This window comes from Nonomuraea sediminis, from assembly GCF_018531495.1.
Taxonomy (GTDB): Bacteria; Actinomycetota; Actinomycetes; order Streptosporangiales; family Streptosporangiaceae; genus Nonomuraea; species Nonomuraea sediminis.
This window is the reverse complement of sequence record NZ_JAHDTI010000001.1, coordinates 287,391-314,389: the sequence shown is the minus strand read 5'-3', so window position 1 is coordinate 314,389 and position 26,999 is coordinate 287,391. Positions and strand designations below refer to the sequence as shown.

Here is a 26,999-nt window from a genome sequence, read left to right as displayed (position 1 = left end):
CACATGCGCGCAATCCTGGTGCTCATCCTGATCGCCGCCGGCCTGGTCATCGGGGCGCCCGCCCAGGCGGCCGCCGTCACCATCGACCTGTGCGCCAAGCCGGGCACGCTCACGCTGCCCGGCTCGGTCACCGCGCCCGTCTGGGGCTTCTCCGTCTGTCCAGGCGCGGCCTCGGTGCCGGGGCCCGTGCTCTCGGTCGACCAGGGCGACGCGGTGACGCTCGTGGTGCACAACAGCCTGTCCGTGCCCGTGTCGCTGGAGATCCCCGGCCTGACCGCCGCCGTCCAGGCGCCGGTGGGCGGTACGGCCACCGCCGCCTTCACCGCCTCGACCGCGGGGACGTACCTGTACCAGGGGACCGAGCGGCAGCTGGCGATGGGCCTGTACGGCGCGCTGGTCGTCCGCCCCGCCACGCCCTCCTACGACAGGGACGCCGTGCTGGTGCTCTCGGCGATCGATCCCGCGTTCAACGCGGCCCCGACGACCGCCGATCTGTACACCTATAACCCGAAATATTGGCTTATCAATGGGAAGGCGTACCCGGACACCGACCCGGTCCACGGCGTGGCCGCGGGCACCAAGGTGCTGCTGCGGTACGTGAACGCCGGATACGACAACACCACGATGCGGCTGCTCGGCGCCTACGAGCGCGTCCTGGCCCGCGACGCGCAGCCGCTGGCCGACCCCGTCGACGTCACCACCGACACGATCCCGGCCGGCGCCACCGAGGACGCGCTGGTCACCGTCCCCGCCTCGGGCACCCGGTTCCCGATCTACAACCGGCAGCTGCACATGGGCATGCTCACCTTCCTGCAGGTGCCATGACCGCCCGGACGCGGCTGCCGGCCGGGCTGGCGCTCGCGCTGGCCCTGGTCGCCGGGGTGGCCTGGTGGCTGTGGCCCGCCAGCGCCACCCCCGCGGTCCGGCGGCCCGTCGTGGCCGCCGGCCAGTTGCCCGCCCGGGTCGGGGTGCGGCTGGTGCGGCTGTCGGTGAGCGGCGCGGGCGGGCTGCTAGACCTGCGCTTCCAGGTGACCGACCCGGCCAAGGCCGCCTCGGTGCACGACCCCGCCACCCCGCCGGTGATCATCGACGAGGCGTCGGGCCTGGTCGTCAGCAAGCTCTACATGAACCACGCGCACAGCGGCGACCTCAAGGCGGCCATCACCTACTACCTGGTCTTCGAGAACTCCGGCAACTGGGTGCACAGCGGCAGCCGCGTGACCGTGCTGCTCGGCGACGCGCAGGTGGAACATGTCGTGGTCGTCTAGGGCGGTCCTGCTCGCCCTGCTGCTCGTCGCCCTGTGGGCCGCTCCCGCCTCGGCGCACGGGGTGCTGGTGTCCTCCGATCCCGCCAACGGCGCGGCGCTGTCCGGCGCGCCAGGCACGGCCACGCTGCGGTTCAACGAGCCGGTCACGCCCCGCTTCAGCCTGGCCAGGCTCGTGGACGGCAACGGCAGGGTCCTCGCCGACCGGGCCGCCTTCGACGGCGCCACGGTACGGCTGCCGCTGCCCCGCCTCGGCGCCGGGGTGTACGGCGTGGCCTGGCGGGTCTTCACCGGGCGCGACGGGCACACCACCGAGGGGATCGTGCTGTTCACCGTCGGATCGGCCTCGATCGCCGGCTCGGTGTTCGACACCGCCGTGAACGAGCCCGGCGATCTGGCCGGGCTGCTGCGCGTGCTGCTCGTCATCGCCCTGGTCTGCGGCATCGGGGTGGCCGCTCGCTCCCTGCGCCGGGCCGCGCCACCGGTTCCCCCACCCGGCCATGACGCGACCCGGCGCAGGCTCATCGCCTTGGCGGCAGCCGTACTCCTGCTGGCGGCCTGGCCACAGCCCGCGCCGCCGCCGGCCGTCGCGGCCGCGGGGGAGGCCTTCGCGGGCGACCTGCTGGTGACCGTGTCGGTGTCGGCGGGCGGCGCGTGCGCCGTGACCGTCGCCAGCTCGCGGCGCCCGCCGCCCGCGCCCGTCGATCGGGTGACGATCGGCGGCAACGGGCTGCGTCCCATCGGACCCGGCCGCTACCTCGGCACCTGCCCCGGCACGGGCACCGCCACCGTCACCGCCTACCGGGGCGGCGCCCGCCTCGACGTCCCGGTCACCTGGAGCCACCCATGAACCACCTGATCCTCGCGCTGGTGCTCGCCCTGGGCGGGACGCCCGCGCCCGTCACCCAGTCACCCCAGCAGGTCATCCTCGTCCTGCGCGACCAGGCCGATCCCGGCACGGTCAAGGGCCCGACCAGGCACCTGCGCGGCGCGGCGATCGTCCGCGCCCTGCGCGCCAAGGCCGGCGACACCCAGCGGGGATTACTGGCCCGCGCCCGGGCGCGCGCCCAGCGGGTGCAGCCGTTGTGGATCGTCAACGCGGTCGCCGTCACCGCCACCCCCGCCGTCATCGCCGAGCTGGCGGCCCGCCCCGAGGTGAAGCAGGTCCTGCCCGACACCGCCTACACCGCGCCCGCCCTGGCCCCGGCGACGGCTCCCGCCCAGCCCAACCTCGCCCACGTCCGCGCCCCCGACCTGTGGAGCCTCGGCCTGCGCGGCCATGGCGTCACCGTGGCCGAACTCGACACCGGCGTCGACGCCACCCATCCCGACCTGGCCGGCCGCAACCGCGGCTGGTACGACCCCAACGGCGAGCACCCCACCGTCCCGACCGACGTCAGCGGCCACGGCACGCAGGTGATGGGCGTCATGGCCGGCGCGAACGGTTACGGCGTGGCGCCGGAAGCCTCCTGGATGGCCGCCAAGATCTTCAACGACCGGGGCACCGCCACCACCAGCGGCATCCACCTGGCCATGCAGTGGCTGCTCGACCCCGACGGCGACCCCGCCACCGCCGACGCACCCGACGTGGTGAACGCCTCGTGGACCGGCGCCTCCGGCGGCTGCCTGACCGACTTCCAGCCGGACCTGCGCGCGCTGCGGGCCGCCGGGATCCAGCCGGTGTTCGCCGCCGGCAACTTCGGCCCGTCGCCCGGCTCGGTCTATTCGCCCGCCAACCTGCCCGAGGCGCTCGCCGTCGGCGCAGCCGACGGCGCCGACGTCCTGGCCGCCGACAGCGGCCGCGGCCCCTCCGCCTGCGCGGGCGCGACGGCGCCCCATCTGGTGGCGCCCGGCGTCGACGTGACCACCACGGACCTGTACGGCGGCTACGCCACGGTCACCGGCACCTCGGTGGCCGCCCCGCACGTCGCCGGCACACTGGCGCTCCTGCTCGGCGCCTACCCGGACCTCGACCCCGGCCGCCAGTCGGCCGCGCTCGAACACGGCGCCACCGACCTGGCCCCCGCCGGCGTCGACCCGGGCACCGGGTACGGCAGGCTGGACGCGCTGGCCGCCTACCAGTGGCTCGCCTCGGCCCCCGACTTCACCTTCTCGGCGGCCCCCGCCACCCGCACGGCCCTCGTCGGCGCCTCGGCCCCCTACACGGCCACGATCGGCGCCATGAACGGCTTCACCGGCACCGTCACCCCCACGGTCACCGGGCTGCCAGCCGGCGCCTCGGCCACCTGGACCCCCGCCACGGTCACCGGCTCGGGCACCACCCAGCTCACCGTCGCCACCCCCGCCTGCGTCGCCCCCGGCTCCTACCCGCTCACCCTCGGCGCCGCCTCGGGCCCGCTCAGCCACGCCTACCAGGTCACCCTGGTCGTCACCCCGTCCGACTACGCGATCTCGGCCGCCCCCGCCACGCTGTCGGTCAGCCGCGGCGGCTCGGCCACCGCGACGATCACGACCTCCGGCGCCTACCCCGGCACGGTGACCCTCACCGCCACCGGACTCCCGGCGGCCTCCACCGCGTCCTTCACCACCAACCCGATCCCGGTGCCGGCCACGAGCCGCATCACCATCAGGACCACGTCCTCCACCCCGCGAGGCACCTTCACGATCCGCGTCACCGGCACGTCGTCCCCTCTCACCCACACGGCGACGCTGTCCCTGACGGTCCGCTGACTCAGCCGTCGCAGGAGGTGGTGCAGGCGTGGGCGAGCAGGGTGTCGGAGTCGGCGTTGGCGTCGACCGGGGCCCAGAGCGTGATCGTGATGAGCGTCGCGAGGGTCGCGACCAGAAGCGGGCGGTGCCGCGGGGTGGGCCGCAGGAGCGAGCTGACGCGGTCGGAGACGTCGCACGAGTGGTAGCCGAGCCCCGCCCGGGGCGGTGAGGCCAGGGTCGCGAGGGCGGCGCGGGCCAGGGCGCGGGCCGCCAGCGCGCGGTCGGCCGTGATAGCGGCCGCGTCCTCGTCGGCCCACCGCTCGGTGGCGAAGCGGACCGCCCCCGGCAGCGACACCAGCAGCGGGTTCACCGCCGCTGCGAAGCCCGCCAGCGTCCGGTACACGTGGTGGGCGTGCGCCAGATGAGCCTGCTCGTGCGCGAGCAGCGCCCCGCGCTCGGCCGGCGACAGCGCCGCGAACATGCCGGTCGACACGACCACCAGGCCCCGCCCGTACGGCAGCGCGAACGCCTCAGGCGAGTCCGAGGGCACCACGACCAGCGGCCCCGCCGGGGAACCCGCCAGCTCCCGCCCCAGCAGCGCCACGTCCGCACGCGAAAGCCGGTACCGCCGTACCGCCGCGGCCAGCCGTACGCCGCAGACCATCAGCGCCGCCACCGCGAGCGCCGCCACCGGCGGGGCGACGGGATCGAGCCGCGCCCAGGCCAGGAACGACCACCCGCCCAGCCAGGCCACCAGCGGGATCTCCGCCGCGAGCGTCCAGGCCAGCAGCACGAGCGCGTACACCGTGCTCATCGCCGCGGTCAGCCCGGCCACCAGCAGCGCCCGCGCCGCCGTGGCGGGCGGCAGCCACCGGGCCAGCCGCGGCGCGGCCAGCCCGAGCAGCAGCGAGGTGATCAGCGGCAGGTAGACGTCGACGCGCACGTCACTGCCCGCCCGCCTCGCGCAGCAGCCGCTGGAGCAGAGACTCCTCCTCCGCCGACAACTCGCCCACGAAGTGCGACAGCACCCGCTCCCTGGAAGTGCCTCCGTCAAGCAGCCGCCGCATCTGCGCGGCCAGTCGCGAGTCCTCATCGCGCTGGAAGGAGTAGGCGTAGGCGCGTCCCGCCCGTTCGCGCGTGACGGCCCCCTTCTCGTGCAGCCGCGTCAGCACCGTCATGACCGTCGTGTACGCCAGCGGCCCCGCCAGCCCGGCCGCGACCTCGCGCGGCGTCATCGCCGACCCGGCGGCCGTCAGCACCGCCAGCACCTCGGCCTCCAGGTCTCCCCGGTCGCGGCGGCCGGGTGAGCGTGTCATCACCGGACCATCGTGCACCCACACCGCACCTACTACCAATCATGTAGTAGTAAGGAAGGCGTGAAGCGCATGTTGCTGTGGCTGCTGAACCTGGCCAACCGCCGGCGCGCCAGGAGGGCGCCACCGCCGGACGCCGGGACCGTGCGCTTCATCCTCTTCCACGCCAACGGCATGGGCGGCACCATCCGCAGCGTCTACAACCTGGCCGGATACCTGGCCATGACCCGGCAGGTGGAGATCGTCAGCGTCGTCCGCACCCGGGCGGAGCCGTTCTTCCCCCTCCCTCCGGGCGTGCGGATCACTTACCTGGAGGACAGGCTCGACCCGCCGGGCGGGCTCTACCGGCTGCTGTCGCGCCGCAGGAGCGTCCTGGTGCCGGGGTCGGAGCACGTCCACCGCCTCAGCTCCCTCTGGACCGACCTGGTCCTGCTTCGCTACCTGCGCTCGCTGCGCGGCGGCGTGCTCGTCACGACCAGGCCGTCGCTCAACCTCATGGCCGCCTTCGCCCCGCCCGGCGTCGTCACCATCGGCCAGGAGCACCGCCACTTCGCCTCCTACGCCGCCCCGCTGCGCAAGGTGATCAAACGCAGGTACGGCAGGCTGTCCGCCGTGGTCGTGCTCACCCGCGACGACGAGGACCGCTTCGCCCGGGCCGTCCCAGGCGCCACGGTGTTCCGCATCCCCAACGCGCTCACCCCGCTGGGCGGCGGCCTGGCCTCGCCCGACAGCAAGGTGGCCGTCGCGCTCGGCAGGCTGGACAAGATCAAGGGCTACGACCTGCTGCTGCGGGCGTGGCAGTTGGTCAGGCAGCGCCACCCGGACTGGACGCTGCGCGTCTTCGGCTCGGGCCCGCAGCTGGGCAGGCTGCGCAGGCAGGTCACGGAGCTCGGCCTGGAGGACGGCGCGTTCCTCATGGGCCGCACAGGCCGCGTCGGCGAGGAACTGGCCGAGGCCGGGATGTTCGTGCTGAGCTCCCGCTCGGAAGCGCTGCCCATGGTGATCATCGAGGCGATGAGCAAGGGCCTGCCGGTGGTCTCGTTCGCCTGCCCCAGCGGGCCGCAGGAGATGATCACGGACGGGGTGGACGGCGTGCTCGTCCCGCCCCGCGACGTCGAAGCCCTGGCCGAGGCCGTCTGCGCGCTGATCGGGAACCGGGACCTGCGGGTCAAGCTCGGCGCGGCCGCCCTGCGCACCGCGACCCGCTACGACCTGCGAGTCGTCGGAGGACAGTGGGACGATCTCCTAGCGCGGATAACATCGGCCCATGACGCACGTCCTGGTCGTTGAGGATGATCCGGAGATCGGACCCGAGCTGGCGCAGGCGCTGACCGGCAGCGGCTACCGAACGGCGCTGGCCACGACCGGCGCCGCCGCCGTGGACCAGGCCGAGCTCGACCCGCCCGACCTGATCCTGCTCGACCTGGGCCTGCCCGACGTGGACGGCGTCGCCCTGTGCCGCAGGCTCCGCGTGGTGCTGCCGCACACCGTGATCGTGGTGCTGACCGCGCGCACCCAGGAGTTCGAGGTCGTGGTCGCGCTCGACGCGGGCGCCGACGACTACCTGATGAAGCCGTTCCGGCTGACCGAGCTGCTGGCCAGGCTCCGCGCCCACCTGCGCCGCCAGGCCCCGCCCGGCGAGGAGCGCACCGTCTCGGTGGGCAAGCTGACGCTCGACCTGCCGGGCAGGCGGGCGTTCGTGGCCGGGCACGAGCTGGCGCTGCGGCCCAAGGAGTTCGACCTGCTGGCGGTGCTGGCCGGCCGGGCGGGCGAGGTGATCACCCGCGAGGAGCTGATGGACGAGGTGTGGGACGCCAACTGGTTCGGCCCCACCAAGACTCTCGACGTGCACGTGTTCGCGCTGCGCCGCAAGCTCGCCGAGCACGGCGAGGACCCGCAGCGCATCACGACGCTGCGTGGCCGCGGCTACCGCTACGAGCTTGACTGACCGGCAGCAGCAGGCTGAAGACCGGCGGTGACGACTCCCGCAGCACCAGCCTGCCGCCCTCGGCCTCGGCCAGCGACCTGGCCAGCGCCAGCCCGATGCCGTGCCCCTCGCGCGCGTCCGGCCTGCGCACGAACGGGTCCACCCCCTCGGGGATGCCGGGGCCGCGGTCGGACACCTCGATCGCCACGGCGTCGCCCAGGTCGGCGGCGTCCACGGTGATCTCGCCCGCGCCGTGCTCGGTCGCGTTGTCCAGCAGCACCTGCACCACCTGCCGCACGGCCGCCGCCGAGGCCGCCACGTGCGGCAGCCCGATCGGCACGTTGACGGTGACCGCCTCGCCGTGCCGGTCGTCGCGGATGTCGTTGAGCAGCGCCACCACGTCGAGCGGGGCGGCGTCGCCGTGGCCGCCGTCGCGCGTCAGCCGTACCAGGTCCTCCACCGTCGTGCGCAGCTGCTCGCCCCGCCCCAGCGCGGTCTCGATCGCGGCGCGCAGGTCGGCGTCCGGGCGGGTGAGGGCCGACTCCAGGCCGAGCAGCGTGGCGGTGAGCCGGGTGCGCAGCTGGTGGGAGACGTCGACGGAGAAGGCCCGCTCGCGTGCCAGCACGTCGCCCAGCCGGCGCGCCGTCGCGGCCAGCGCCTGCCCGGCCACGTCCGCCTCGCGCACCCCCGAGTGCGGCGCGCGGATGGAGAAGTCGCCCGCGCCCAGCGCCTCGGCGGCCCGCGTCAGCCGCTCCAGCGGCCGCGCCAGCCGCGCCGCCTGGCTCAGCGCGAACGCCGCCGCCAGCCCGACCACGACGATCGCCAGCCCGCCCATCAGCATCCACGACTTGTGCACGCGCCGCTCGATCATGTCGTACGGCGTGGCCACCCGCACCACGCCCTTGACCCGCTCGTCGGTCGGCACCGGGGCGGAGACGGCCAGGTAGCCTTCCTCGACGGCCTCGTGCGGCCGCCCGTCGACGGAGTTCCGCACCACCTTGGACGAGGCGGGCCCGTGCCCGAACAGCAGCTTGCCCTCGGAGCTGTAGACGCCGACCGTCAGCCCGTGCGGCACGCCCGAGGGCAGCGCCATCGAGGAGTTGCCCAGCGGCTCGTCGGGCACGTTGGCGGCGATCCAGGCGGCGTCGCGGCCCAGCGACACCGCGGTCTCGTCGCGGTAGAGCGTGCCGAGCGAGAGCGCGAGCGGCACCGCGAACAGCGCGACGGCCAGTGACGCCACGCCGACCATCGCCACCAGGACCCGGCGCCGCAGCGGGGTTCCTCCGGGCTCACGCGTCATGCGCCCAGCCTGTCAGAACGAAGTGAGCCACCCGCTAACCTCCCGCTGATGTAACGCTGCGTAGTCTTTCGGTCACTATGCGTCTTCTGCTTTCGTCCCAGTTCGCGATCAAGCTGGGCTTCAACCTGCTCATGCCCTACCTCGCCGGCCATCTCAGCCACGGCCTGGGCATGGCCGCGTGGGTGCTCGGCGTCGTGCTCGGGGTGCGCAACGCCAGCCAGCGAGGTCTGTCGCTGGTGGGAGGGTACCTGTCCGACCGGCTCGGTTGCCGCACGGCCGTCATCGCCGGGTGCGCGCTGCGGACCCTCGGGTTCGCCCTGCTGGGGACGGCCACAGGGGTGCCCGCGCTGGTGCTGGCCGCGGCGGCGACCGGGTTCGCCGGCGCGCTCTTCGACCCCGGGGTGCGCACGCTGGTGTCGCAGGCGGCGGGGGAGGGGCGCGTGGAGGCGTTCGCCCGCTTCAACATCGCCGGGCAGGCGGGACTGCTGCTGGGGCCGCTGGCCGGGCTGGGACTGTCGTGGCTGCCGTTCCCCGGCATCGCGATGGTCGCGGCGGCCGTGTTCGCCGCGCTCACCGTGGTGCAGGCGATCTGGCTCCCGCGCGGGAACCAGCGGCGCAAGGCCAAGCCCGTGCGGTGGGGTCCGGTGCTGCGCAACAAGGCGTTCCTGTGCTTCTCGCTGGCCATGGTCGGCTCCGCCGTGCTCGCCTTCCAGGTCTACCTGGCGCTGCCGCTGGTGATGGAGCGCGCGCTCGGCCCCGAGCAGAACATCGGGATGAGCGAGATGTTCGCCCTGTCCGCCCTGCTGGTGATCACCTTGCAGAAGCGGGTCAGCACCTGGGCCGCGGAGCGCTGGACGCCGCCCAGGGCCATGGCGATCGGCGTGGCCGTGCTCGGGCTGGCGTTCGTGCCGATGGTGGCCTTCTCCACCCCCACGGCACCCGACCTGGGCTACGAGGAGCTGGCCGAGCACCTGGCCACGCTGCCCATGCTGGCCACCGCCGCGCTGCTGGCGCTCGGCACGATGCTCATCCTGCCCTTCGAGATGGACGTGATCGTACGGCTGGCGCGCGGCCGCCTCGTGGCCACCCACTACGGCGTCTACGCCACCGTCTCCGGGCTCGGCATCACCGCGGGCAGCCTGGTCACCGGCGTCATCTGGGACAGCGCCGGCTCCTGGGGCGTAGCCTGGCTGCCCTGGGCCACGCTCGTCCTGATCGGCGTGGGGAGCGCGCTGGCGGTGCTGCTGCTCGACCGGCTGCAGGTGCTGGCCGAGCCGTACCGGAAAGGTAAACACCGCGCTAACACAGCGCTCAGCCGACGCTGACCGGCCCGGGCCTAGGCTTCCCGCATGCTGCTGTTCGCCGATGAGCTCTACCGCTTTCATCGGTCGGGCGATGAGGAGGTCAAGGCCCTGCGGGGCGTCTCGATCGAGGTCGAACCCGGCGAGATCGTCGCCGTCACCGGGCCGTCGGGAGCAGGCAAGTCCACGCTGATCTCGTGCCTGGCAGGGCTGGACGAGCCCGACGGCGGCGCGGTGTGGGTGGCGGGCACGCGCATCAGCCACCGTCCCGAGCGGGAGCGGGCCGCGCTGCGCGCCCGGCACATCGGCGTGGTCCTGCAGTCGGGCAACCTCGTGGAGCACCTGTCGGTGCGCGGCAACATCGATCTCGCCCAGCGTTTCGACCCCGCCCGGAACGCGCGGGCCCGGACGGAGTCGAGGCACTGGCGCGACGAACTGCTCGAACGGGTCGGGCTGGCCGACCGCGCGCTCGCTAGCCCGGCCATGCTGTCCGGCGGTGAGGCGGCCCGCGCCGGACTGGCGGTGGCGCTGGCCAACAAGCCCTCGGTGCTGCTGGCCGACGAGCCGACGGGCGAGCTCGACCGCGGCAGGGAGGCCGACGTGCTGCGACTGGTGCGAGAGCTGGCGGGCGACAGCACGGCCGTGGTGATCGCCTCGCACAGCGCCGCAGTACGCAGGTTCGCCGATCGTATGGTGTCGCTCCTCGACGGGCGCGTCCGGTGAGCGAGCTGGTCCGCTGCGTGGACGTGGCCCGCGTCTACGGCCGCGGACGCCGCTCCGTCGTCGCCCTGCACGACATCAGCTGCGCCGTGGCCGCCGGCGACGCCATCGCCGTCACCGGCCCCTCCGGCTCGGGCAAGACCACACTGCTGCACCTGCTGGCCGGGCTCGATGAGCCCACCGCCGGCGAGGTACGGCGGGCCGAGGCACGCGCGGGCATGGTGTTCCAGGGCGACAGCCTGGTCCCCTCGCTCGACGCGCTGGAGAACGTGGCGCTGCCCCTGCTGATCGCCGGCCGCGGCGAGCAGGAGGCAAGGCGGGAGGGGATGCGCGCGCTGGAGTCCGTGGGCGTGTCCGAACTGGCCTGGCGCCTGCCCCAGGAGCTGTCCGGCGGTCAGGCCCAGCGGGTCGCGCTGGCCCGCGTGCTGGCCGAACGCCCCGACCTGGTGCTGGCCGACGAGCCCACCGGCAGGGTGGACTCCGAGCGCGCCCTCCAGATCGCCGACCTGCTGGCCGAACTGGCGCGCACCGGCGTGGCCGTGGTGGTCGCCACGCACGACGAGGCGATCGCCGCCCGGCTGCCCGGCCGCTGGGAGATGCGCGACGGCACCCTGCGCGTCGCCACCCCGCAGGACCGGCCATGCTGATCTGGCTGCGCGGCCTGGTCCTGCGGCGACCGTGGCGGATGCTCGCCACCGCCGCCGGCATCGCGCTGACCGCCGGGCTGCTCGCCTCGCTCGGCGCGTTCCTGTCCGCCGCCCAGTCGACGATGACCACCCGCACCATCCAGCGGGTCCCCGTCGACTGGCAGATCGAGGTCACCAGGGACGGCGACCCCTCCGCCGTCACCCAGGCCGTCCAGCAGGACACCGGCATCATCACCGCCAGGCCCGTCGGCTACGCCACCGTCACCGGGTTCGAGTCGGACGCCGCCGAGACCGGCGCAGGACAGGTGCTCGGCATGCCCCCCGACTACGCCACCGCCTTCCCCGGGGAACTGCGCCTCCTCGCCGGGGTCGCCAGCGGCGTGCTGCTCGCCCAGCCGACCGCCGCCGACCTGCGCGCCAAGCCGGGCGACTCCGTCACGCTGCGCCGCGCCGACCACCCCGACGTCACCGTGAAGATCGACGGCGTGGTCGAGCTGCCCGAGGCCACCACGCTCCTGCAGACCGTCGGCGCGCCGGACCGGCAGCCGCCCGCCGACGTCCTGCTGCTGCCCGGGCAGCGCTTCACCCAGCTGTTCGGCTCCGACGTGCGCTGGCAGTTCCACGTACGGCTGGCCCACGACCTCGACCCCGATCCCGCCACCGCCTACGAGCAGGTCACCGACCGTGCGCGCGCCTTCGAGGCGCGGACCGCGGGCGGCGCGCTCGTCGGCGACAACCTGGGCGCCGCGCTCGGCTCGGCCCGCGAGGACGCCGAGTACGCCCGGGCCCTGTTCCTGTTCCTCGGCCTGCCGGGAGCGGCGCTGGCCCTGCTGCTGACCGCCTCCATCGCGGCCGCCGGGCGGCAGCGGCGGCGGGCCGAGCAGGCGCTGCTGCGAGCCCGCGGCGCCGGGCTCGGCCACCTGGTCCGCCTGGCGCTGGCCGAGGCGCTGGCCGTCGGCACCGTGGGGGCGGCGGGCGGGCTCGTGCCCGCGGCGCTGCTCGACCGCTACGTCGTCGGCGCGGGGCTGCCGGCGGCGTGGGCGGTGGCGGCCGGTGCCGTCGCGGCGGGGAGCGGGGTGGTGGCGATGGTGCTGCCCGCCGTACGGGATGCCAGGGGCGTCACCGTCGTGGCCGCGCGCGCGAGCGTCGGCGGGCAGGCGGCGCCCCGCTGGCTGCGGTACGGGCTCGACCTGTGGCTGCTGGCCGGGGCGGCGGCGGTGTTCGTGGCCACGGGAAGCTCCGGGTACCGGCTCGTGATCGCGGCCCAGGGCGCGCCGCGCGTGTCGATCGACTACTGGGCCTTCGCCGGGCCCGCGCTGCTGTGGGCGGGGGCGGGGCTGCTCATCTGGCGGCTCACCAGCCGCCTGGCGGGCTCGCGACCCCTGCTGCGCGGGCTCGCCAGGCCGGTCTCCGGCGGCCTGGCGGGCACCGTCGCCGCGACGATCGCGCGGCAGCGGTCCGCCGTGGGCAGGACCGTCGCGATCGCCGCGCTGGCCGTGGTGTTCGCGGTCTCCACGGCCACCTTCGCCGCCACCTACCGTCAGCAGGCGCTGGCCGACGCCAAGCTGACCAACGGCGCCGACGTCACCGTCAGCCATGCGCCCGGCGCCGACGAGAGCTCGATCCGCTCCATCCAGGGCGTGCGCGCCGTCGAGCCGCTGCAGCACCGCGTCGCCTACGTCGGCGCCGACCTGACGGACCTGTACGGCGTGCGCCCGAGCACGCTGCTCGACACCACCCGGCTCGACGACGACTACTTCGACGGTGACGACGCCCGCGAGGTGATCGGACGCCTGGCCGCCAGCCCCGACGCGATCCTGGTCAGCAAGGCCACCGTGGAGGACTACCAGCTGCACATGGGGGAGGAACTGCGGCTGCGGATCGGCGACGGGCCGCCCATCTCCTTCCGCTTCGCCGGGGTCGTGGAGGAGTTCCCCACCGCGCCGCACGAGGGGTTCCTGGTGGCCAACGCCTCCTACATCGCCTCCAAGACCGGGTCGGGCACCGTCGACACCTACCTGGTCACCACCGACGGGACCGCGCCGCACGAGGTGGCCGCCCGGCTGCGCAGCGCCCTCGGACCCCAGGCGCACCTCAGCGACCTGGACACCACCCGGCGGGTGATCGGCTCCAGCCTCACCGCGGTCGACCTGACCGGGCTCACCGGGATCGAGCTGTCGTGCGCGCTGCTGCTCGCCGTGGCCGCCACCGGGCTGCTGCTCGCGCTCGGGTTCGCCGAGCGGCGGCGGACCCTGGCTCTGGCCGCCGTGCTCGGGGCACGGGGGCGGCAGCTGGGCGGGTTCGTGTGGACCGAGGTGGCGCTCGTCGGGCTGGGCACGGCCGCGTTCGGCGCGCTGACCGGGTGGGGGCTGTCGCGCATGCTGGTCACGGTGCTCGGCGGGGTGTTCGACCCGCCGCCCAGCCACCTGGCGGTCCCGTGGGCTTACCTGGGGGTGCTGGCGGGGATCGCGGTGCTCGCGCTGGTGGGTGCCGGGGTGCTGGCCGTACGGGTGGCACGCAGACCGCCACTGCGGGTGCTGCGTGATCTGTGAGCCATTGACGGGATGATTTGTCAGCATTGACGATCACAGGCATGCCCATCATCCCCGTATCCGGCCGCGACCAGACCTGGGCGGCGTTGACGGAAGAATCCGCGTATGTGTTCGGGGTCCTCGAGGAGGGCCGGGTCGTGCAGTGGTACTGGGGGCCGCGCCTGCCCGCCGAGGCCCTGTCCGAGGTCGTCTCCGAGACGCCCGGGTGGATCAAGACCGGGTTCCTCGACCCTGACGACATCGCCGAGCTGCTGCCCGTCGACGGCGGGCGGCGCTGGGGCGTGCCCGCGCTGCAGGCCGTCTACGAGGGCGGCGTCCGCTCGGTCGAGCTGGACTTCGACGAGGCCGTCAGCGGGGAGAACTCGCTGGAGCTCGTCCTGCGCGACCGCGCCCACGGGCTGCGCGTCGGGCTGCACCTGCGCCTGCGCGACGACACCGACGTGCTCGAACGCTGGGTGAGCGTGACCAACGAGTCCACGGCTCCCGTGCGGCTGCAACGGCTCGACTCCGGCAGCTGGGTGATCCCCGAGCAGGCGGGGGCCGTGTTCCTGGGGGCCGCGGGCGGCTGGGCCCACGAGACGCAGCTCCAGCGCGGCGAACTGCCCGTGGGGGAGACCACGTTCGGCAGCCGCACCGGCACCACCTCGCACAAGGCCAACCCGTGGATCATGATCGGCGACGCGGGTGAGGACCGCGGCCGCGTCTGGACGGTCGCCCTGGCCTGGAGCGGATCATGGCGGATGACCACCCAGCGCCGCCCGGAAGGCGACATCGCCGTCAGCGCCGGGTTCGGCCACGAGGGCCTCATCTGGCCGCTGGCCCCCGGCCGGACGCTGCGCACGCCGCCCGCGCTCGGCCTGTTCACCGACGGCGGGTACGGCGAGGCCAGCGCGGCCTGGCACGCCTACGCCAGGGCGCACGTGCTGCCCACGCCCGGCGAGGTGCGGCCGGTGCTGTACAACTCCTGGGAGGCCACCGGGTTCGACGTCACCGAGGAGGGCCAGCTCGGCCTCGCCCGGCGGGCCGCCGACCTGGGCGTGGAGCTGTTCGTGGTGGACGACGGCTGGTTCGCCGGGCGCACCGACGACACCCGCGGTCTGGGCGACTGGCACCCCGACCCCGACCGCTTCCCCGACGGGCTCGGCCGGCTCTTCGACGGGGTCCGGGAGCTGGGCATGCAGGCCGGGCTCTGGGTCGAGCCCGAGATGGTCAACCCCGACAGCGACCTCTACCGCAAGAACCCCGACTGGGTCCTGCACTACCCCGCGCGGCGCCGCGACACCATGCGCAACCAGCTCGTCCTCAACTTCGCCCGCGACGACGTGCGCGCCTGGGCACTGGACTGGCTCGACCGGCTCGTGCGCGAGTACGGCCTGGCCTACCTCAAGTGGGACATGAACCGCAGCTTCACCCAGGCGGGCCCCGGCGACCTGCTGTGGATCGACCACACCCGCGGCGTCTACGCCGTCATGGACGAACTGCGCAGCCGCCACCCGCGGCTGCGGATCGAATCCTGCTCCGGCGGCGGCGGGCGCGCCGACTTCGGCATCCTGCGCCGCACCGACCAGGTGTGGACCTCCGACAACACCGACGCCCGCGACCGGCAGCCCATCCAGCAGGGCTTCTCCTACCTGTATCCGGCGAGCGTCATGTCGTGCTGGGTCACCGACAGCCCCAACGCAGTCACCCAGCGGTCCGTGCCGCTGCGCTACCGCTTCCACGTGGCGATGGCCGGCACGCTCGGCCTAGGCGGCGACCTGCGGTCCTGGTCCACCGAAGAGCTCACCGAGGCCCGCTCGCTGATCGCCGCCTACAAGGAGGTCCGCCAGACCGTTCAGCACGGGCGGCTCCACCGGCTCTTCGGGCAGCCAGGGGTCACCGCCTCGGCCGTGCAGTACGTCCTGGACTCGCAGGTCGTCGTGCTCGCCTACCACCCCTACGGGCTCACCAAGCAGCCGCCCCGGCGGGTACGGCTGGCCGGGCTCGACCCCTCGGCGGTCTACTGCTTCGACGACACCCGGGTCCACGGCGCCACGCTGATGAACCACGGCCTCGCCCTGCCCACCTGGTTCCACACCGGGGAGGACTACCGCAGCGAGATGGTGGTGCTGCGGCGGGTCTGATGGGAAGAGTGTGGAGATGGACATCATGCAGATCGTGGAGAAGTCGAAGGACGCGGCCACCGTCGGCCGCGTCTTCGGCGAGCCCATCCACCAGGGGGACGTCACCGTCATCCCCGTCGCCAAGGTCATCCAGGGCAGCGGCGGGGGCAAGGGGTCGGGTGAGGAAGAGGGAGGCGGGGTCGGGTTCGGCCTCGGCGCGGCACCCGCCGGAGTGTTCGTGATCAAGGACGGCGACGTGCGGTGGCAGCCGGTCGTGGACGTCAACCGCATCGTCATCGGCAGCCAGATCGTCGCCGTCGTCCTCCTGCTGACGGTCCGTGCCGTCCTCAAACGCCACCTCAAGCGCCGCCGCTGACCCTCCGCCAGGCGTAGGCCCTCTGACGTGGTGATGGACCTGCCCGGCGACGCACCACCGGGCCGCCAGGCGCCGCAACCCGGCACGCCTCAACGAGACCACGTCCCTGGTGCGCTCCCACTCGTCTGAACGCGCACCAGGCCCGGCCACTACGGCGTGCCACCCGAGCTCACGGTCCGACTCATGGGGACGCACGGGTGCGCAGTGCGGCCATCAGGTCGGGTGGGGAAGGGGTGGTTGGGGTCAGGGAGTGGGGAGGAGGGGATCGATGGTGGGGTCGCCGGTGGGTGGGGTGATGGTGGTGGGGGCGCCGGCGTCGCGGAGGGCGCGGACTGTGGAGGCGTAGTCGCCGTCGTCGGCGCGGTTGTTGCGCAGGGCCCAGAGGGCGCAGTCGAGGGGTGTGGGGCCGTGGTCGTCGAAGGCGCGGTCTTCAAGGTCGGCCCCGCGGGCGATCAGGAGGCGGACCGTGTCGGCCCGGCCGTGCATGGCCGCCTGGTCGAGCGGGGTGAAGTCGCTCCAGCCGCGGGTGTCGACGGGCCAGCCGGCGTCGAGGAGGGCTCGCAGGACGTCCGTCCGGCCGAGGACGGCGAACTGGCCGAGGATCCACCCGAAATCCGTCCTGTCGGGAAGACCCAGGGCAGGAGGCGGCGCCGTGGGCAGGCGGACCGACTCGCCCCTGGCCACGGCAAGCACGGCCGCGTCCACGGGGTCCAGGTCGGCGCGGGCGCCCCGGGAGGCGAGCAGGTCGTAGGCCGCCAGGTGGCCGCAGCGGGCGGCCAGCGCGAGCGGCAGACGGCCGACGTCCCAGCGGTCCCAGGGCAGGTTCACGTCGGCGCCGGCGTCGAGGAGCATCGTCAGGATGGTCGTGCCGCGGCCCCGGGCGATGGCGTGGTGCAGCGCCCGCGTGGCGTCGACGTCGACACCGTGGTCGAGGAACCACCGGAGCCCGGCCGCGTCCTCGAAGTCCAGCTTGTGCGCCACCATGCGCTCGAACCCCGGATGGTGGAGGGCATCGAGGAAGGCCGTGTCGCCCTGCTCGCACGCATGGTAGAACGCGTCCTCGTCGGGTGGCGCGCCGTACTCGACCAGCAAGCGCACCAGCGCCAGATCGCCCCGCTCGACCGCGTCGAACAGCGCGGTCTGCGCCCCCTCGCCGTCCCGCTCGACCGTGTGGCTCCCCGGGTCGGCCCCCGCCTCGAGCAGCAGCCGCGCACACTCCTGTACGGCCGGCCGCGCTCCCGTGGACCGTCGCAGCAGCACCAGCAACGGCGCGTGCCCGTCCACTGCCGAGGTGGCCGCCGCCGGGTCGGCACGCAACAGCGGGCCCAGCGCATCCACGTCGGCATCGAGAAGCACCCGCTCGATCCCGTCCATGCCCCACACCGTAACCACCCCCACCGACATTTCCCGCGGCCCCGCACGACACAACCCGCCGCTCCCCGAAGGCCGGGATCCCCTGGCTGAGCCCCGCGTGGAGGTTAGGGCGTGCCCGGCGGTCTAAGACCGAGAGGCAAGGGCTGACGCGGTGCTTTGCGGGTCCGGTCTGGGGCGTGGGCGTGGGCGTAGGACCGGGCCTGAAGGCGGCTGGCGGGTGAGGGCGGGTGGGGTTGGCCGTACAGGGGGTCAGGAGACGGCTACGCCGAGGAGGTGGCCGAGGGCGTAGGTGATTGCGGCGGCGGCGACGCCGAGGGTGAGCTGGCGGAGGCCGCCGAGCCACCAGGGGCGGGCCGTCATGCGGGCGACCGCCGCGCCCGAGATGAACAGGGCCACGACGCTGAGGATCAGGGCGACCATCATTCCGGACGCTCCAAAGAGGAACGGCGCCAGAGGCACCAGCGCCCCGGCCGCGAAGGCGCAGAAGGACGAGGCCGCCGCCACGTAGGGCGAGGGCAGGTCGTCGGGGTCGACGCCGAGTTCCTCGCGTACGTGCACGCGCAGCGCCTGCTCGGGGTTGGCCGACAGTCCGGCCGCCACCCGGTCGGCGAGTTCGGCGTCCAGGCCGCGGGCCCGGTAGAGCGCCGCCAGCTCGGCCTGCTCGCCCTCGGGGTTGCGCGCCAGCTCACGCCGTTCGACCGCGATCTCGGCCCGCATCAGCTCGGTCTGCGACTTGACCGAGGTGTACTCACCCGCGGCCATCGAGCACGCCCCGGCCACCAGCCCCGCGAACCCGGCGAGGACCGCACCGCGACCCGCCCCCGCGGCGCCCACCACACCCGCGATCAACGCGAAGTTGGACACCAGGCCGTCCATCGCGCCGAACACCGCCGGGCGGAGCCAGCCCCCGGTGACGTCCCGGTGGCTGTGATGCTTCTCGGCGGTGTACGGCGGGGCCAGCTCGGCAGTCATGAAAACCTCCGCAATTTAGCGACTCGTCACGGAATTAAGGCACATGGCCCGTTGATCCGCAACGAAGGGGAGGCTTCCCTGACCTGCGATGAAGCGTTTATATGACAGCTTGTGCCGAATCTGTTGGCGAAAACTCCACCGGCTTCTTGATCATCGCCTGGCAGTCGGTGATCGCGTCCTCGAGCAGCCCGCGCAGCAGCGCGTCGGGGTCGGGGATGCACGCCTGGACGATGCCCACCACCGCCAGCTGCACCGCGTTGGGCGCCGCGTACCTGCGGAAGCCCTTCTCGGTGATCCTCGCCGCCCTGCTGAACTTGTGGGCCTGCTGGGCCGCGTGCGGCACCTGGGCCATCGCGCGGACGCTGAGCTCGCTCATCCGCCCGGAGGGCGCCCCGTCCAGCCTGGCCATCATCTCCTCGGCGGCCAGTACCGACACGGCCAGGGCGAGCTGCCGCTCGGCCGCGGCCACGGGCAGCGCGGCCGTCGCGCAGCGCAGCGCGATCTGCGCGTCGACCCGCAGGTCGTCGCTGGTCAGCCCGATGATCGACGGGACCAGATGGACGAGCTTGCTGCGGCTTTCATCGCTCGTGTTGTCGTTGACCAGGCGGGCGAGGGCGGCCAGCAACGGGTGCGTGCACCCCGGATGGTCGCTCCACCGCTCTCCGGCCAGATAGGACGCCAACTCCATGAAGCACGCGCCGCGCTTGGGATTGCGGTGCCTGCCGCGGGAGAGGATCGGCATGTGATCGAGGTGATTGTCCACGGGTGCTCCACTGCTCCGCGCCGTCTCGCCTGTTCTGTCCAGTTTGCGCCGACGGCGGGCGGAACACCAGTGATGGGATGTATTGACAGGCGCTTGTGACGAGTGATCCCATCCTTTGTGGGTTAGGAAACCTTCCTAACGACCACCCCCCGGAGGATCCATGCGTCTTCTAGCCGTCGGATTAATGCTTGGCCTGGTGGGGGCGTTACCCGCACAGGCCGCCGCTCCGCCCCGATACGAGGCGGAGAACGCGACGATTTCCCAGGGTGTCGTGGAATCCAATCACACGGGATTCTCCGGCACCGGTTTCGTCAACGGCGACAACGTCGCCGGAAGCTACACCGAGTTCACGGTGAACGCCGCCGCCGCGGGCACAGCGACGATCTCCATCCGCTACGCCAACGGCACCACCGCCAACCGCCCCTCCGATGTCTCGGTCAACGGCACCGTGGTCGCCGCGGCCAAGGCCTTCAACCCCACGACCAACTGGGACACCTGGGACACCGCTACCGTGACCGCACAGGTCAACGCGGGCGCCAACAAGGTCCGCCTGACCGCCTCGGGCGCGGGTGGCAACCCCAACCTCGACTACCTCGACGTGGACGTGGCCGGCCCGACCACCGAGTACCAGGCGGAGAACGCCACGCTCAACCAGGCCACCGTGGCCACCAACCACACCGGGTACACCGGCACGGGCTTCGTCGACTACGTCAACACGGTCGGCTCCTACGTGGAGTTCACCGTCAACGCGCCCACGGCCGGCAACTACGACCTGACCCTCAGGTACGCCAACGGCACCACCACCGACCGCCCGGTGGACGTCGCGGTCAACGGCACCGTCACCACGCCCGGCGCCTCGTTCCCCGGCACGGGCAACTGGGACACGTGGAAGGACAAGAGCGTCCCCGCCGCCCTGGTCGCGGGCGCCAACAAGGTCAGGCTGACCGCCACGACCGCCAACGGCGGCCCGAACCTGGACAAGCTGACCGCGCCCACGCCCACCGACACGGAGAACCCGACCCCGCCGGCGAACCTGCACGTGGTCGGCGACGTCAAGCCGTACCAGGTGGACCTGGCCTGGGACCCGTCGACGGACAACGTGGGCGTGGCCTTCTACCAGATCTACAACGGCGGCAACGTGCTCAAGACCGTCTCCGGCTCGATCACCTCGGCCACGCTGACGGGCCTGACGCCCAACACCCGCTACGACCTGAACGTGCACGCGGTCGACGCGGCGGGCAACTCCTCCGACGTCAGCAACGTCGTGGTCATCACCACCCCGCCGAGCGACGACGCGACGCCGCCGACCGTGCCCGGCAACCTGCGCGCGGTCAGCGCCGGCTCGACCAGCGTCACCCTGGCCTGGGACGCGGCCACCGACAACATCGGCGTCACCGGTTACAACGTCTACAAGGACGGCGTGAAGTTCGCGACGGTGCCCGACCTGACGGCGACCGCCGACGGGCTGACGGCCGACACCACGTACTCCTTCGCGGTGGAGGCGTTCGACGCCAACAACAACCTCTCGCCGCGCAGCCCCGCCATCCAGGTGAAGACGAGTTCCACCGCGATTGGCGGCGACCCCATCTACGACAAGGACATCAACACCAAGATGGACCTGCCGTGGGGCATCACGTTCCTGCCCGACGGCAGCGCGCTGGTCGCCGAGCGGGACCGGTTCGAGGTCGTCCGCGTCACCCCCGACGGCACCAGGACCGTGGTCGGCAAGATCACCGAGGCGGTGACCACGGGCGGCGAGGGCGGCCTGCTCGGCCTGGCCGCGTCGCCGAACTTCGCCACCGACCACTACGTCTACGCCTTCCACACGGCCGCGAGCGACAACCGGGTGGTGCGCTTCAAGTACGAGAACGGGGCCATCGGCGCCCGCGAGCCGATCGTCACCGGCATCGCCAAGAGCCACTACCACGACGGTGGCCGGATCAAGTTCGGCCCTGACGGCATGCTGTACATCACCACCGGCAACGCCGAGAACGACACGCTGTCGCAGAACCTCAACTCGCTCAACGGCAAGATCCTACGCGTCACCCCGACCGGTGCGGGAGCGCCCGGCAACCCGTTCCCGAGCGCGCCGCGCGTCTACAGCCTGGGCCACCGCAACCCGCAGGGCATCGCCTGGGACTCCCAGGGCAGGCTGTGGGAGTCGGAGTTCGGCAACTCCACCTGGGACGAGCTCAACCTCATCCAGCCGGGCAAGAACTACGGCTGGCCGAACTGCGAGGGCAAGTGCAGCGACTCCCGCTACGTCAACCCGGTCCAGCAGTGGGACGTGGCCTCCGCCTCGCCGAGCGGGCTGGAGATCGTCAACGACTGGATCTACATGGCTGCGGTGCGCGGCCAGCGGCTGTGGGTCATGAAGATCACCGGCAACACCACGGACACGCCGCGGGCGTTCTTCAACGGCCGCTGGGGACGCCTGCGCACGGTGGTCAAGACCCCCGACGGCGGCCTGTGGCTGACCTCCACCAACAACGACAAGAACGGCGGCACGCCGTCGGTGCTCGACAACGTGATCGTGCGGCTGAAGTTCGCGGGAGCGCCCTTCTCGCTCACGAGCACGGCCTTCGCCGCCAACGGCACGATCCCGGTCAAGTACACCTGCCAGCAGGACGGGGTGTCGGGCAACGACATCTCACCCCCGCTGGCCTGGGCCGGAGCCCCGGCGGCGGCCAAGAGCTACGCGATCACGCTGATCGACACGGCCAACTCCAACAAGCACTGGGTGATCTGGGACGTCCCGGCCGCCAAGTCGAGCCTGCCTGAGGGCCTCGGCCTCGGCTACGACGTGCCGAACCAGTCGCCGGCCAAGCAGAAGGCGATGAGCAGCGGCAACAAGTCGCTGCAGTACTTCGGCCCCTGCCCGGGCGGGACCTCGCACAAGTACGAGTTCACCCTCTACGCGCTCGACACGGCGACGCTGCCGGGCGTGACCTCCAGCTCCACGGTCGCGGCCGTGGAGACCGCCATCCAGGCGCACGACCTGGCCAGTGTGAAGCTCGCGGGCAACTCCGACGCCCACACCTGAGTCAGTGCCACCTCCTGGCGGGCCGGACATCCCCCTACGGCCCGCCAGGAGGATCACCACGCGAGGTGGAGCTCCTCGGGAGCCCGGTGGATCAGCGTCGGCGCCATCGTGACCTCGTCCGAGGCGAGCCTGAGCCCGGGCATCCGCTCGACGAGCAGCTCCAGCGTGATCCGCACCTGCTCCCTGGCCAGCAGGGACCCGGGACAGCCGTGCACGCCGTGGCCGAAGCTCAGGTGGCGATCATGCGACCGCGTGACGTCGAACGCGGCACCCGTGTCCCGCCCGGCCGAGCCGTAGGCCACGAACACCGTGTCGCCCGTCTCCAGAGCCGTGCCCGCCAGCGTTACCGGCGCGGTCACCGTACGCCTGAAGCCCTGGACGGGAGCGTCGAAGCGGGCCGCCTCCTCGACCGCGGCCGGGATCAGCTCGGGCCGCGCGCACAGCAGCTCCCACTGGGCGCGGTCGCGCAGCAGGTGCAGCAGGCACGTGCCGAGCAGCGCGGTCGTGGTCAGGTGGCCGGCCAGGAGCAGGTTCTGCAGGTTCGACACGATCTCCCTGCGCTGGTCCAGCGTGAGCTCGGCGGCCTCGGGCGCCAGGCCGCGCACCATCTCGGTGACCAGGTCGTCGCGCGGGGAGGCCACCCGGTCGCGGGCTTCTGCGTCCAGCAGCAGCTGCAGCGCCACGACCTGCCTGGCGGCCGACACCTGATCCTGCTCGCTCAGCCGCGAGAACAGCAGCTCCTCGGCCCGCTGCCCGCCCAGGATCGCCCCCGGCAGGTCGGCGGGGTCGAGCCCGAACAGGTGCCCGATCACGCTCGCGGGCAGTGGCCGGGCGTAGGCCGCCATCCACTCCACGCCAGGCCCGGCGAATCCGTCGAGCAGCTCTGCCGCCCGCTGCCGGACGTAGGGGAGCGCCGCCTGCACCCGCGAGGGCGACAACCCCCTGGTGAGCGGCCGCCGCAGCCGGCGGTGGGCCTCGCCGTCGGCGGTCAGCACCGCCTGCACGCCGCCCAGCCCCTTGGCCATCTCCGACAGCGCCGCCGGGCCGGGCAGGTAGTCGGGCCGCAGCGCCCCCGCCGAGGAGAACACGTCGGGCCGCGACAGCACCTCCCGCACGTCGTCGTGGCGGCCGACCAGCCAGGCGTCCAGCTCGGGCACGAACGTCAGCGCAGGTCTCGCGCGGGCTTCGGCATACAGGGGATACGGGTCCCGGTAGAGATCCACGGGACCATGCTAGATCTGAAATTTTCTTTTAGTTCACTCCAAGGTCTTGAAAGTAATATCCACGGGCGATTGAGTTCGGGGCGTGCAGACCCTCCGAATCATGGCCGGGGCTTCGCTCGCCCTCGGCCTGTTAGTCGCGCCCGCCCAGGCAGATCCCACCCCTCCCGCCGAGGACGCGCCCAAGGCGTCCTCGTATCCGCCGCCGTCCGTCCTGCTGGCCGCGCCCGCGGGCCAGCAGCTGGAGACCGCCAAGAAGACCCGGCCCGTCGCGCCCGGCGTCACGCTCACCTCCTTCGACCGCTACGACGCCGCGGGCTGGCTGCGCGCCGACGCGGTCAGCGCCGACCTCGGCAGCGCCACGGCCGGCTACCTGTCGTCGGGCGAGGTGACCAAGGACGAGCCGCTGTCGGGCCCCGCCAGGCGCGCCCACGCGGTCGCCGCGGTCAACGGCGACTTTTTCGACATCAACCGTTCAGGCGCGCCGCTCGGCACGGGCGTCCAGGACGGCAAGCTGATGCAGTCCAACTCCCAGGGCTGGACGAACGCCGTCGCCTTCACCGGCGACGGCATCGGCCGCGTCGTCACCATGAACTTCGACGGCACCGCCACGCCCGCCGGTGGCGCCCCGCTGAAGCTGACGCAGTTCAACCAGGTCATCCAGCGCGACGGGATCGGCCTGTTCACCCCGCTGTGGGGCTCCTACCAGCGCTCGCGCACGGTCGAGGGCGCCTCCGCCGTCACCGAGGTCGAGCTGGCCGACGGCGTCGTCAAGGAGGTACGGCAGGCCCCGGGCACCGGCCCGATCCCGGCGGCAACGTCGATCCTGCTCGGCCGCGACGCAGGCGCCACGGCGCTGGCCGCGCTCAAGCCCGGTGACAAGGTCGACGTCGCCTTCCAGCCCAAGGCCTCCGACGGCAAGGACGTGCGGACGGCCGTCAGCGGCAGCTACGTGCTGGTCAAGGACGGCAAGATCCAGAACTCCGGCGACCCGGCCGCCCACCCGCGCACCGCGGTCGGCTTCTCCGCCGACGGCCGCAAGATGATCCTGCTGACCGTGGACGGCCGCCAGGTCGACAGCCGCGGCGTCACGCTCGACGAGCTGGCCGCGATGATGGTCGAGCTGGGCGCCGCCAACGCGCTCAACCTGGACGGCGGCGGCTCCTCCACGATGCTGGCGCGCGAGCCCGGCTCGGCCGACGTGCGGGTGGAGAACAGTCCCTCCGACGGCGGCGAGCGCCCCGTGCCCAACGGCCTGGCGCTGTACGCGCCCGAGGGCAGCGGCAGCCTCAAGGGCTTCTGGGTGGAGACCGCCTCCGACCCCGCCAAGGCCCCAGGTGTCGGCCCCGTCACGGGCGGGCGTCCCGACCGGGTCTTCCCCGGGCTCACCCGGCGGTTGAACGCCGCCGGCTACGACGAGACGTACGGCCCGGCGTCGGGAGCGCCCATCTGGCGCGCCAACCCGGCCGTGCACGGCGTGGTGCGGGACGGCAGGTTCCACGCCCTGGTGCCGGGCGAGACGACCGTCACCGCCTTCCGCGGATCGGCCAAGGGCACGATCGGGCTGACCGTCCTCCAGCCGCTCGAGCGGCTCGGCATGACCTCCGACCGGGTCGGGCTCGCGGGGCAGGGCGCCACGGGCACGTTCGGCGTCGTCGGGTACGACCGCAACGGCAACACCGCGCCCATCGAGCCCGCCGACCTCAGCCTGGACTACGATCACGACCTCTTCGAGGTGACGCCCGCCGACCAGGGATTCTTCACCGTCAAGGCCAAGGCTGCGAGCGGGTCGGGCCTGATCACCGCCAAGGTCGGCAAGAACACGACGGCGCTGCCGGTGACCGTCGGGTTCGAGGACAAGCCGGTCGCCGACTTCGAGGACGCCGCCTCGTGGACGTTCGCCGCGGCGCGCGCCACCGGGTCGCTGTCGGCCACGGCCGGGCAGAGCGGCGGCGGGCTGAAGCTGTCCTACGATTTCACCCAGTCGACCGCCACCCGTGCGGCCTACGCCAGCCCGCCGCAGCAGCTCACGGTCCCCGGGCAGCCGCAGGCGTTCGGCCTGTGGATCAACTCCACCGGTAAGGGGGAGTGGCCCAGCCTGGAGTTCTACGACTCCCAGGGGCAGTCGCAGATCCTGCGCGGGCCGTACCTGACCTGGACCGGCTGGAAGTACGTCGAGTTCGCCGTCCCGCCGGGCGTGAACTACCCGCTCAAGCTGCGCCGCTTCTACGTGGCCGAGACCAGGGCGGACGCCAAGTACACCAACGAGATCGCCATCGACGGGCTGGTGGCCAAGGTCCCGCCGTCCGTCACCGTGCCGCCCGCCGCCAAGGTGGTGGACCCGGTGGTCAAGCCGTCGGTCGCCTCGATGCCGTGGCGCTTCGCGGTGATGTCCGACGCCCAGTTCGTGGCGCGGCAGCCGGACAGCGACATCGTGCGCAACGCCCGCCGTACGCTCAAGGAGATCAAGGCGGCCAGGCCGGACTTCCTGCTGATCAACGGCGACTTCGTGGACGAGGCCTCGCCGGACGACTTCGCGCTGGCCAAGCGGATCCTCGACGAGGAGCTCGGCAACGAGCTGAAGTACGTCTACATCCCGGGCAACCATGAGGTGATGGGCGGGAAGATCGACAACTTCAAGGCGGTCTTCGGCGCGACCAACGGGGTCTTCGACCACAACGGGACCCGCTTCGTCACGCTGGACACCTCCCGGCTCAACCTGCGCGGCGGCGGCTTCGACCAGGTCGCCATGCTGCGCTCCGAGCTGGACAAGGCGGCGGCGGACCCCTCGATCGGCTCGGTCGTGGTGCTGTTCCACGTCCCGCCCAGGGACCCGACGCCCGGCAAGGGCAGCCAGCTCGGCGACCGCAAGGAGGCCGCGCTGGTGGAGGGCTGGCTGGCCGACTTCCAGCGCACGACCGGCAAGGGCGCGGCCTACATCGGCGCCCACGTCGGCACGTTCAACGCCAGTCACGTGGACGCCGTGCCGTACTTCATCAACGGCAACTCCGGCAAGAACCCGGCCACGGCTCCCGAGGACGGCGGCTTCACCGGCTGGTCCCTGTGGGGCGTCGACCCGGTCACCCCGCAGGAGGCCGAGCACGTGCGCCGCAACTGGTTCGTCGACGCCCCCGACTGGCTGGCCGCCCAGGTCCGCCCGCACGTCGACGACCTGGCCGTCGCCGCCCCCGCCTCCGTCAAGGTCGGCGCCACGGCGAAGATCACAGCGGAACTGAAGCAGGACACCCGCGTGGTCCCCGCCGCCTATCCGGTGTCGGTGCAGTGGACGGGCTCGCCCGGCCTGCGTGTCGGCGCGCATGCCCGCCCCGGTGACCTGGCCACCTTCGACCCGGCCACGGGCACCTTCACGGCCCTGCGCGCGAGCACCGTCGAACTCACCACCAGCGTCAGCGGCGTGGACCACAAGACCACGATCACGCTGACGCCGTAGCGT

Annotated in this window: 21 protein-coding genes; 14 read left to right on the top strand and 7 right to left on the bottom strand. The window is 73.0% G+C overall.

The window, feature by feature from the left end; translation table 11 throughout:
- Positions 1-3: 3 nt before the first annotated feature.
- The 4 genes from KIK09_RS01375 to KIK09_RS58895 are packed head-to-tail and all read left to right on the top strand — an operon-like array spanning position 4 to position 3,956.
- Positions 4-825: a multicopper oxidase domain-containing protein gene (locus KIK09_RS01375; RefSeq protein WP_214316752.1), complete on the top strand. Its 822-nt coding sequence runs from the start codon at positions 4-6 to the stop codon at positions 823-825.
- The gene (locus KIK09_RS01370; RefSeq protein ID WP_214316751.1) at positions 822-1,268 is read left to right on the top strand and encodes a hypothetical protein; all 447 of its coding nucleotides are present in this window, start codon (positions 822-824) and stop codon (positions 1,266-1,268) included. Before KIK09_RS01375 ends, KIK09_RS01370 begins: the two co-directional genes overlap by 4 nt.
- Positions 1,252-2,115, top strand: a complete 864-nt coding sequence (locus KIK09_RS01365) for a copper resistance CopC family protein (protein WP_214316750.1) — start codon at positions 1,252-1,254, stop codon at positions 2,113-2,115. The genes KIK09_RS01370 and KIK09_RS01365 overlap by 17 nt, the downstream gene beginning before the upstream one ends.
- The gene (locus KIK09_RS58895) at positions 2,112-3,956 is read left to right on the top strand and encodes a S8 family serine peptidase (RefSeq protein WP_214316749.1); all 1,845 of its coding nucleotides are present in this window, start codon (positions 2,112-2,114) and stop codon (positions 3,954-3,956) included. Before KIK09_RS01365 ends, KIK09_RS58895 begins: the two co-directional genes overlap by 4 nt.
- Position 3,957: 1 nt before the next feature.
- On the opposite strand, the gene KIK09_RS01355 is transcribed toward KIK09_RS58895, so the two are convergent.
- Together KIK09_RS01355 and KIK09_RS01350 are read right to left on the bottom strand one after the other, a co-directional pair.
- Positions 3,958-4,878 (bottom strand): M56 family metallopeptidase, encoded by a 921-nt coding sequence (locus KIK09_RS01355; RefSeq protein WP_214316748.1) that lies wholly within the window; start codon positions 4,876-4,878, stop codon positions 3,958-3,960.
- A 1-nt stretch (position 4,879) separates the two neighbouring features.
- A complete protein-coding gene (locus KIK09_RS01350) occupies positions 4,880-5,251 on the bottom strand; it encodes a BlaI/MecI/CopY family transcriptional regulator (RefSeq protein WP_214316747.1) in 372 nt (123 codons plus the stop codon).
- A 69-nt stretch (positions 5,252-5,320) separates the two neighbouring features.
- On the opposite strand from KIK09_RS01350, the gene KIK09_RS01345 reads away from it, so the two are divergent.
- Both KIK09_RS01345 and KIK09_RS01340 read left to right on the top strand, forming a co-directional pair.
- Positions 5,321-6,538, top strand: coding sequence for a glycosyltransferase family 4 protein (locus tag KIK09_RS01345; RefSeq protein ID WP_214317989.1), 1,218 nt, complete (start codon positions 5,321-5,323; stop codon positions 6,536-6,538).
- Positions 6,516-7,196 (top strand): response regulator transcription factor, encoded by a 681-nt coding sequence (locus tag KIK09_RS01340; RefSeq protein ID WP_214316746.1) that lies wholly within the window; start codon positions 6,516-6,518, stop codon positions 7,194-7,196. Before KIK09_RS01345 ends, KIK09_RS01340 begins: the two co-directional genes overlap by 23 nt.
- Here KIK09_RS01340 and KIK09_RS01335 read toward each other — a convergent pair.
- A complete protein-coding gene (locus tag KIK09_RS01335) occupies positions 7,153-8,475 on the bottom strand; it encodes a HAMP domain-containing sensor histidine kinase (RefSeq protein ID WP_214316745.1) in 1,323 nt (440 codons plus the stop codon). The two genes, KIK09_RS01340 and KIK09_RS01335, sit on opposite strands and share 44 nt — an antisense overlap.
- 77 nt (positions 8,476-8,552) lie before the next feature.
- Between KIK09_RS01335 and KIK09_RS01330 the strand changes: the two genes are divergently transcribed.
- Genes KIK09_RS01330 through KIK09_RS01305 form a run of 6 tightly spaced genes read left to right on the top strand, consistent with a single transcriptional unit; the run spans position 8,553 to position 16,173 of the window.
- Positions 8,553-9,800 (top strand): MFS transporter, encoded by a 1,248-nt coding sequence (locus KIK09_RS01330; RefSeq protein WP_214316744.1) that lies wholly within the window; start codon positions 8,553-8,555, stop codon positions 9,798-9,800.
- A 24-nt stretch (positions 9,801-9,824) separates the two neighbouring features.
- Entirely contained in the window at positions 9,825-10,499 is a 675-nt protein-coding gene (locus KIK09_RS01325) for an ABC transporter ATP-binding protein (RefSeq protein ID WP_214316743.1), read from the top strand.
- Positions 10,496-11,143 carry an ABC transporter ATP-binding protein gene (locus KIK09_RS01320; RefSeq protein ID WP_214316742.1) on the top strand — a complete coding sequence of 216 codons (648 nt, stop codon included), beginning with the start codon at positions 10,496-10,498 and terminating at the stop codon, positions 11,141-11,143. Before KIK09_RS01325 ends, KIK09_RS01320 begins: the two co-directional genes overlap by 4 nt.
- Positions 11,137-13,695: an ABC transporter permease gene (locus KIK09_RS01315; RefSeq protein ID WP_214316741.1), complete on the top strand. Its 2,559-nt coding sequence runs from the start codon at positions 11,137-11,139 to the stop codon at positions 13,693-13,695. The genes KIK09_RS01320 and KIK09_RS01315 overlap by 7 nt, the downstream gene beginning before the upstream one ends.
- 41 nt (positions 13,696-13,736) lie before the next feature.
- Positions 13,737-15,818 carry an alpha-galactosidase gene (locus KIK09_RS01310; protein ID WP_214316740.1) on the top strand — a complete coding sequence of 694 codons (2,082 nt, stop codon included), beginning with the start codon at positions 13,737-13,739 and terminating at the stop codon, positions 15,816-15,818.
- A 16-nt stretch (positions 15,819-15,834) separates the two neighbouring features.
- A complete protein-coding gene (locus KIK09_RS01305; protein ID WP_214316739.1) occupies positions 15,835-16,173 on the top strand; it encodes a spore germination protein GerW family protein in 339 nt (112 codons plus the stop codon).
- 243 nt (positions 16,174-16,416) lie between these two features.
- Here KIK09_RS01305 and KIK09_RS01300 read toward each other — a convergent pair whose 3' ends face one another.
- The 3 genes from KIK09_RS01300 to KIK09_RS01290 form a co-directional block, all read right to left on the bottom strand.
- Complete coding sequence (locus tag KIK09_RS01300) at positions 16,417-17,547, bottom strand: ankyrin repeat domain-containing protein (RefSeq protein ID WP_214316738.1); 1,131 nt, start codon at positions 17,545-17,547, stop codon at positions 16,417-16,419.
- A gap of 249 nt (positions 17,548-17,796) precedes the next feature.
- A complete protein-coding gene (locus KIK09_RS01295; protein ID WP_214316737.1) occupies positions 17,797-18,519 on the bottom strand; it encodes a VIT1/CCC1 transporter family protein in 723 nt (240 codons plus the stop codon).
- A gap of 97 nt (positions 18,520-18,616) precedes the next feature.
- On the bottom strand, positions 18,617-19,282 hold the full coding sequence (locus KIK09_RS01290; RefSeq protein WP_308163880.1) for a hypothetical protein: 666 nt from the start codon (positions 19,280-19,282) through the stop codon (positions 18,617-18,619).
- 160 nt (positions 19,283-19,442) lie between these two features.
- On the opposite strand from KIK09_RS01290, the gene KIK09_RS01285 reads away from it, so the two are divergent.
- Positions 19,443-22,325 carry a YbhB/YbcL family Raf kinase inhibitor-like protein gene (locus tag KIK09_RS01285; protein WP_214316736.1) on the top strand — a complete coding sequence of 961 codons (2,883 nt, stop codon included), beginning with the start codon at positions 19,443-19,445 and terminating at the stop codon, positions 22,323-22,325.
- A gap of 53 nt (positions 22,326-22,378) precedes the next feature.
- Here the strand turns inward: KIK09_RS01285 and KIK09_RS01280 are convergent, their stop codons facing one another.
- A complete protein-coding gene (locus KIK09_RS01280) occupies positions 22,379-23,548 on the bottom strand; it encodes a cytochrome P450 (protein WP_214316735.1) in 1,170 nt (389 codons plus the stop codon).
- A gap of 100 nt (positions 23,549-23,648) precedes the next feature.
- On the opposite strand from KIK09_RS01280, the gene KIK09_RS01275 reads away from it, so the two are divergent.
- On the top strand, positions 23,649-26,996 hold the full coding sequence (locus KIK09_RS01275; RefSeq protein ID WP_250572483.1) for a phosphodiester glycosidase family protein: 3,348 nt from the start codon (positions 23,649-23,651) through the stop codon (positions 26,994-26,996).
- Positions 26,997-26,999: the final 3 nt, after the last annotated feature.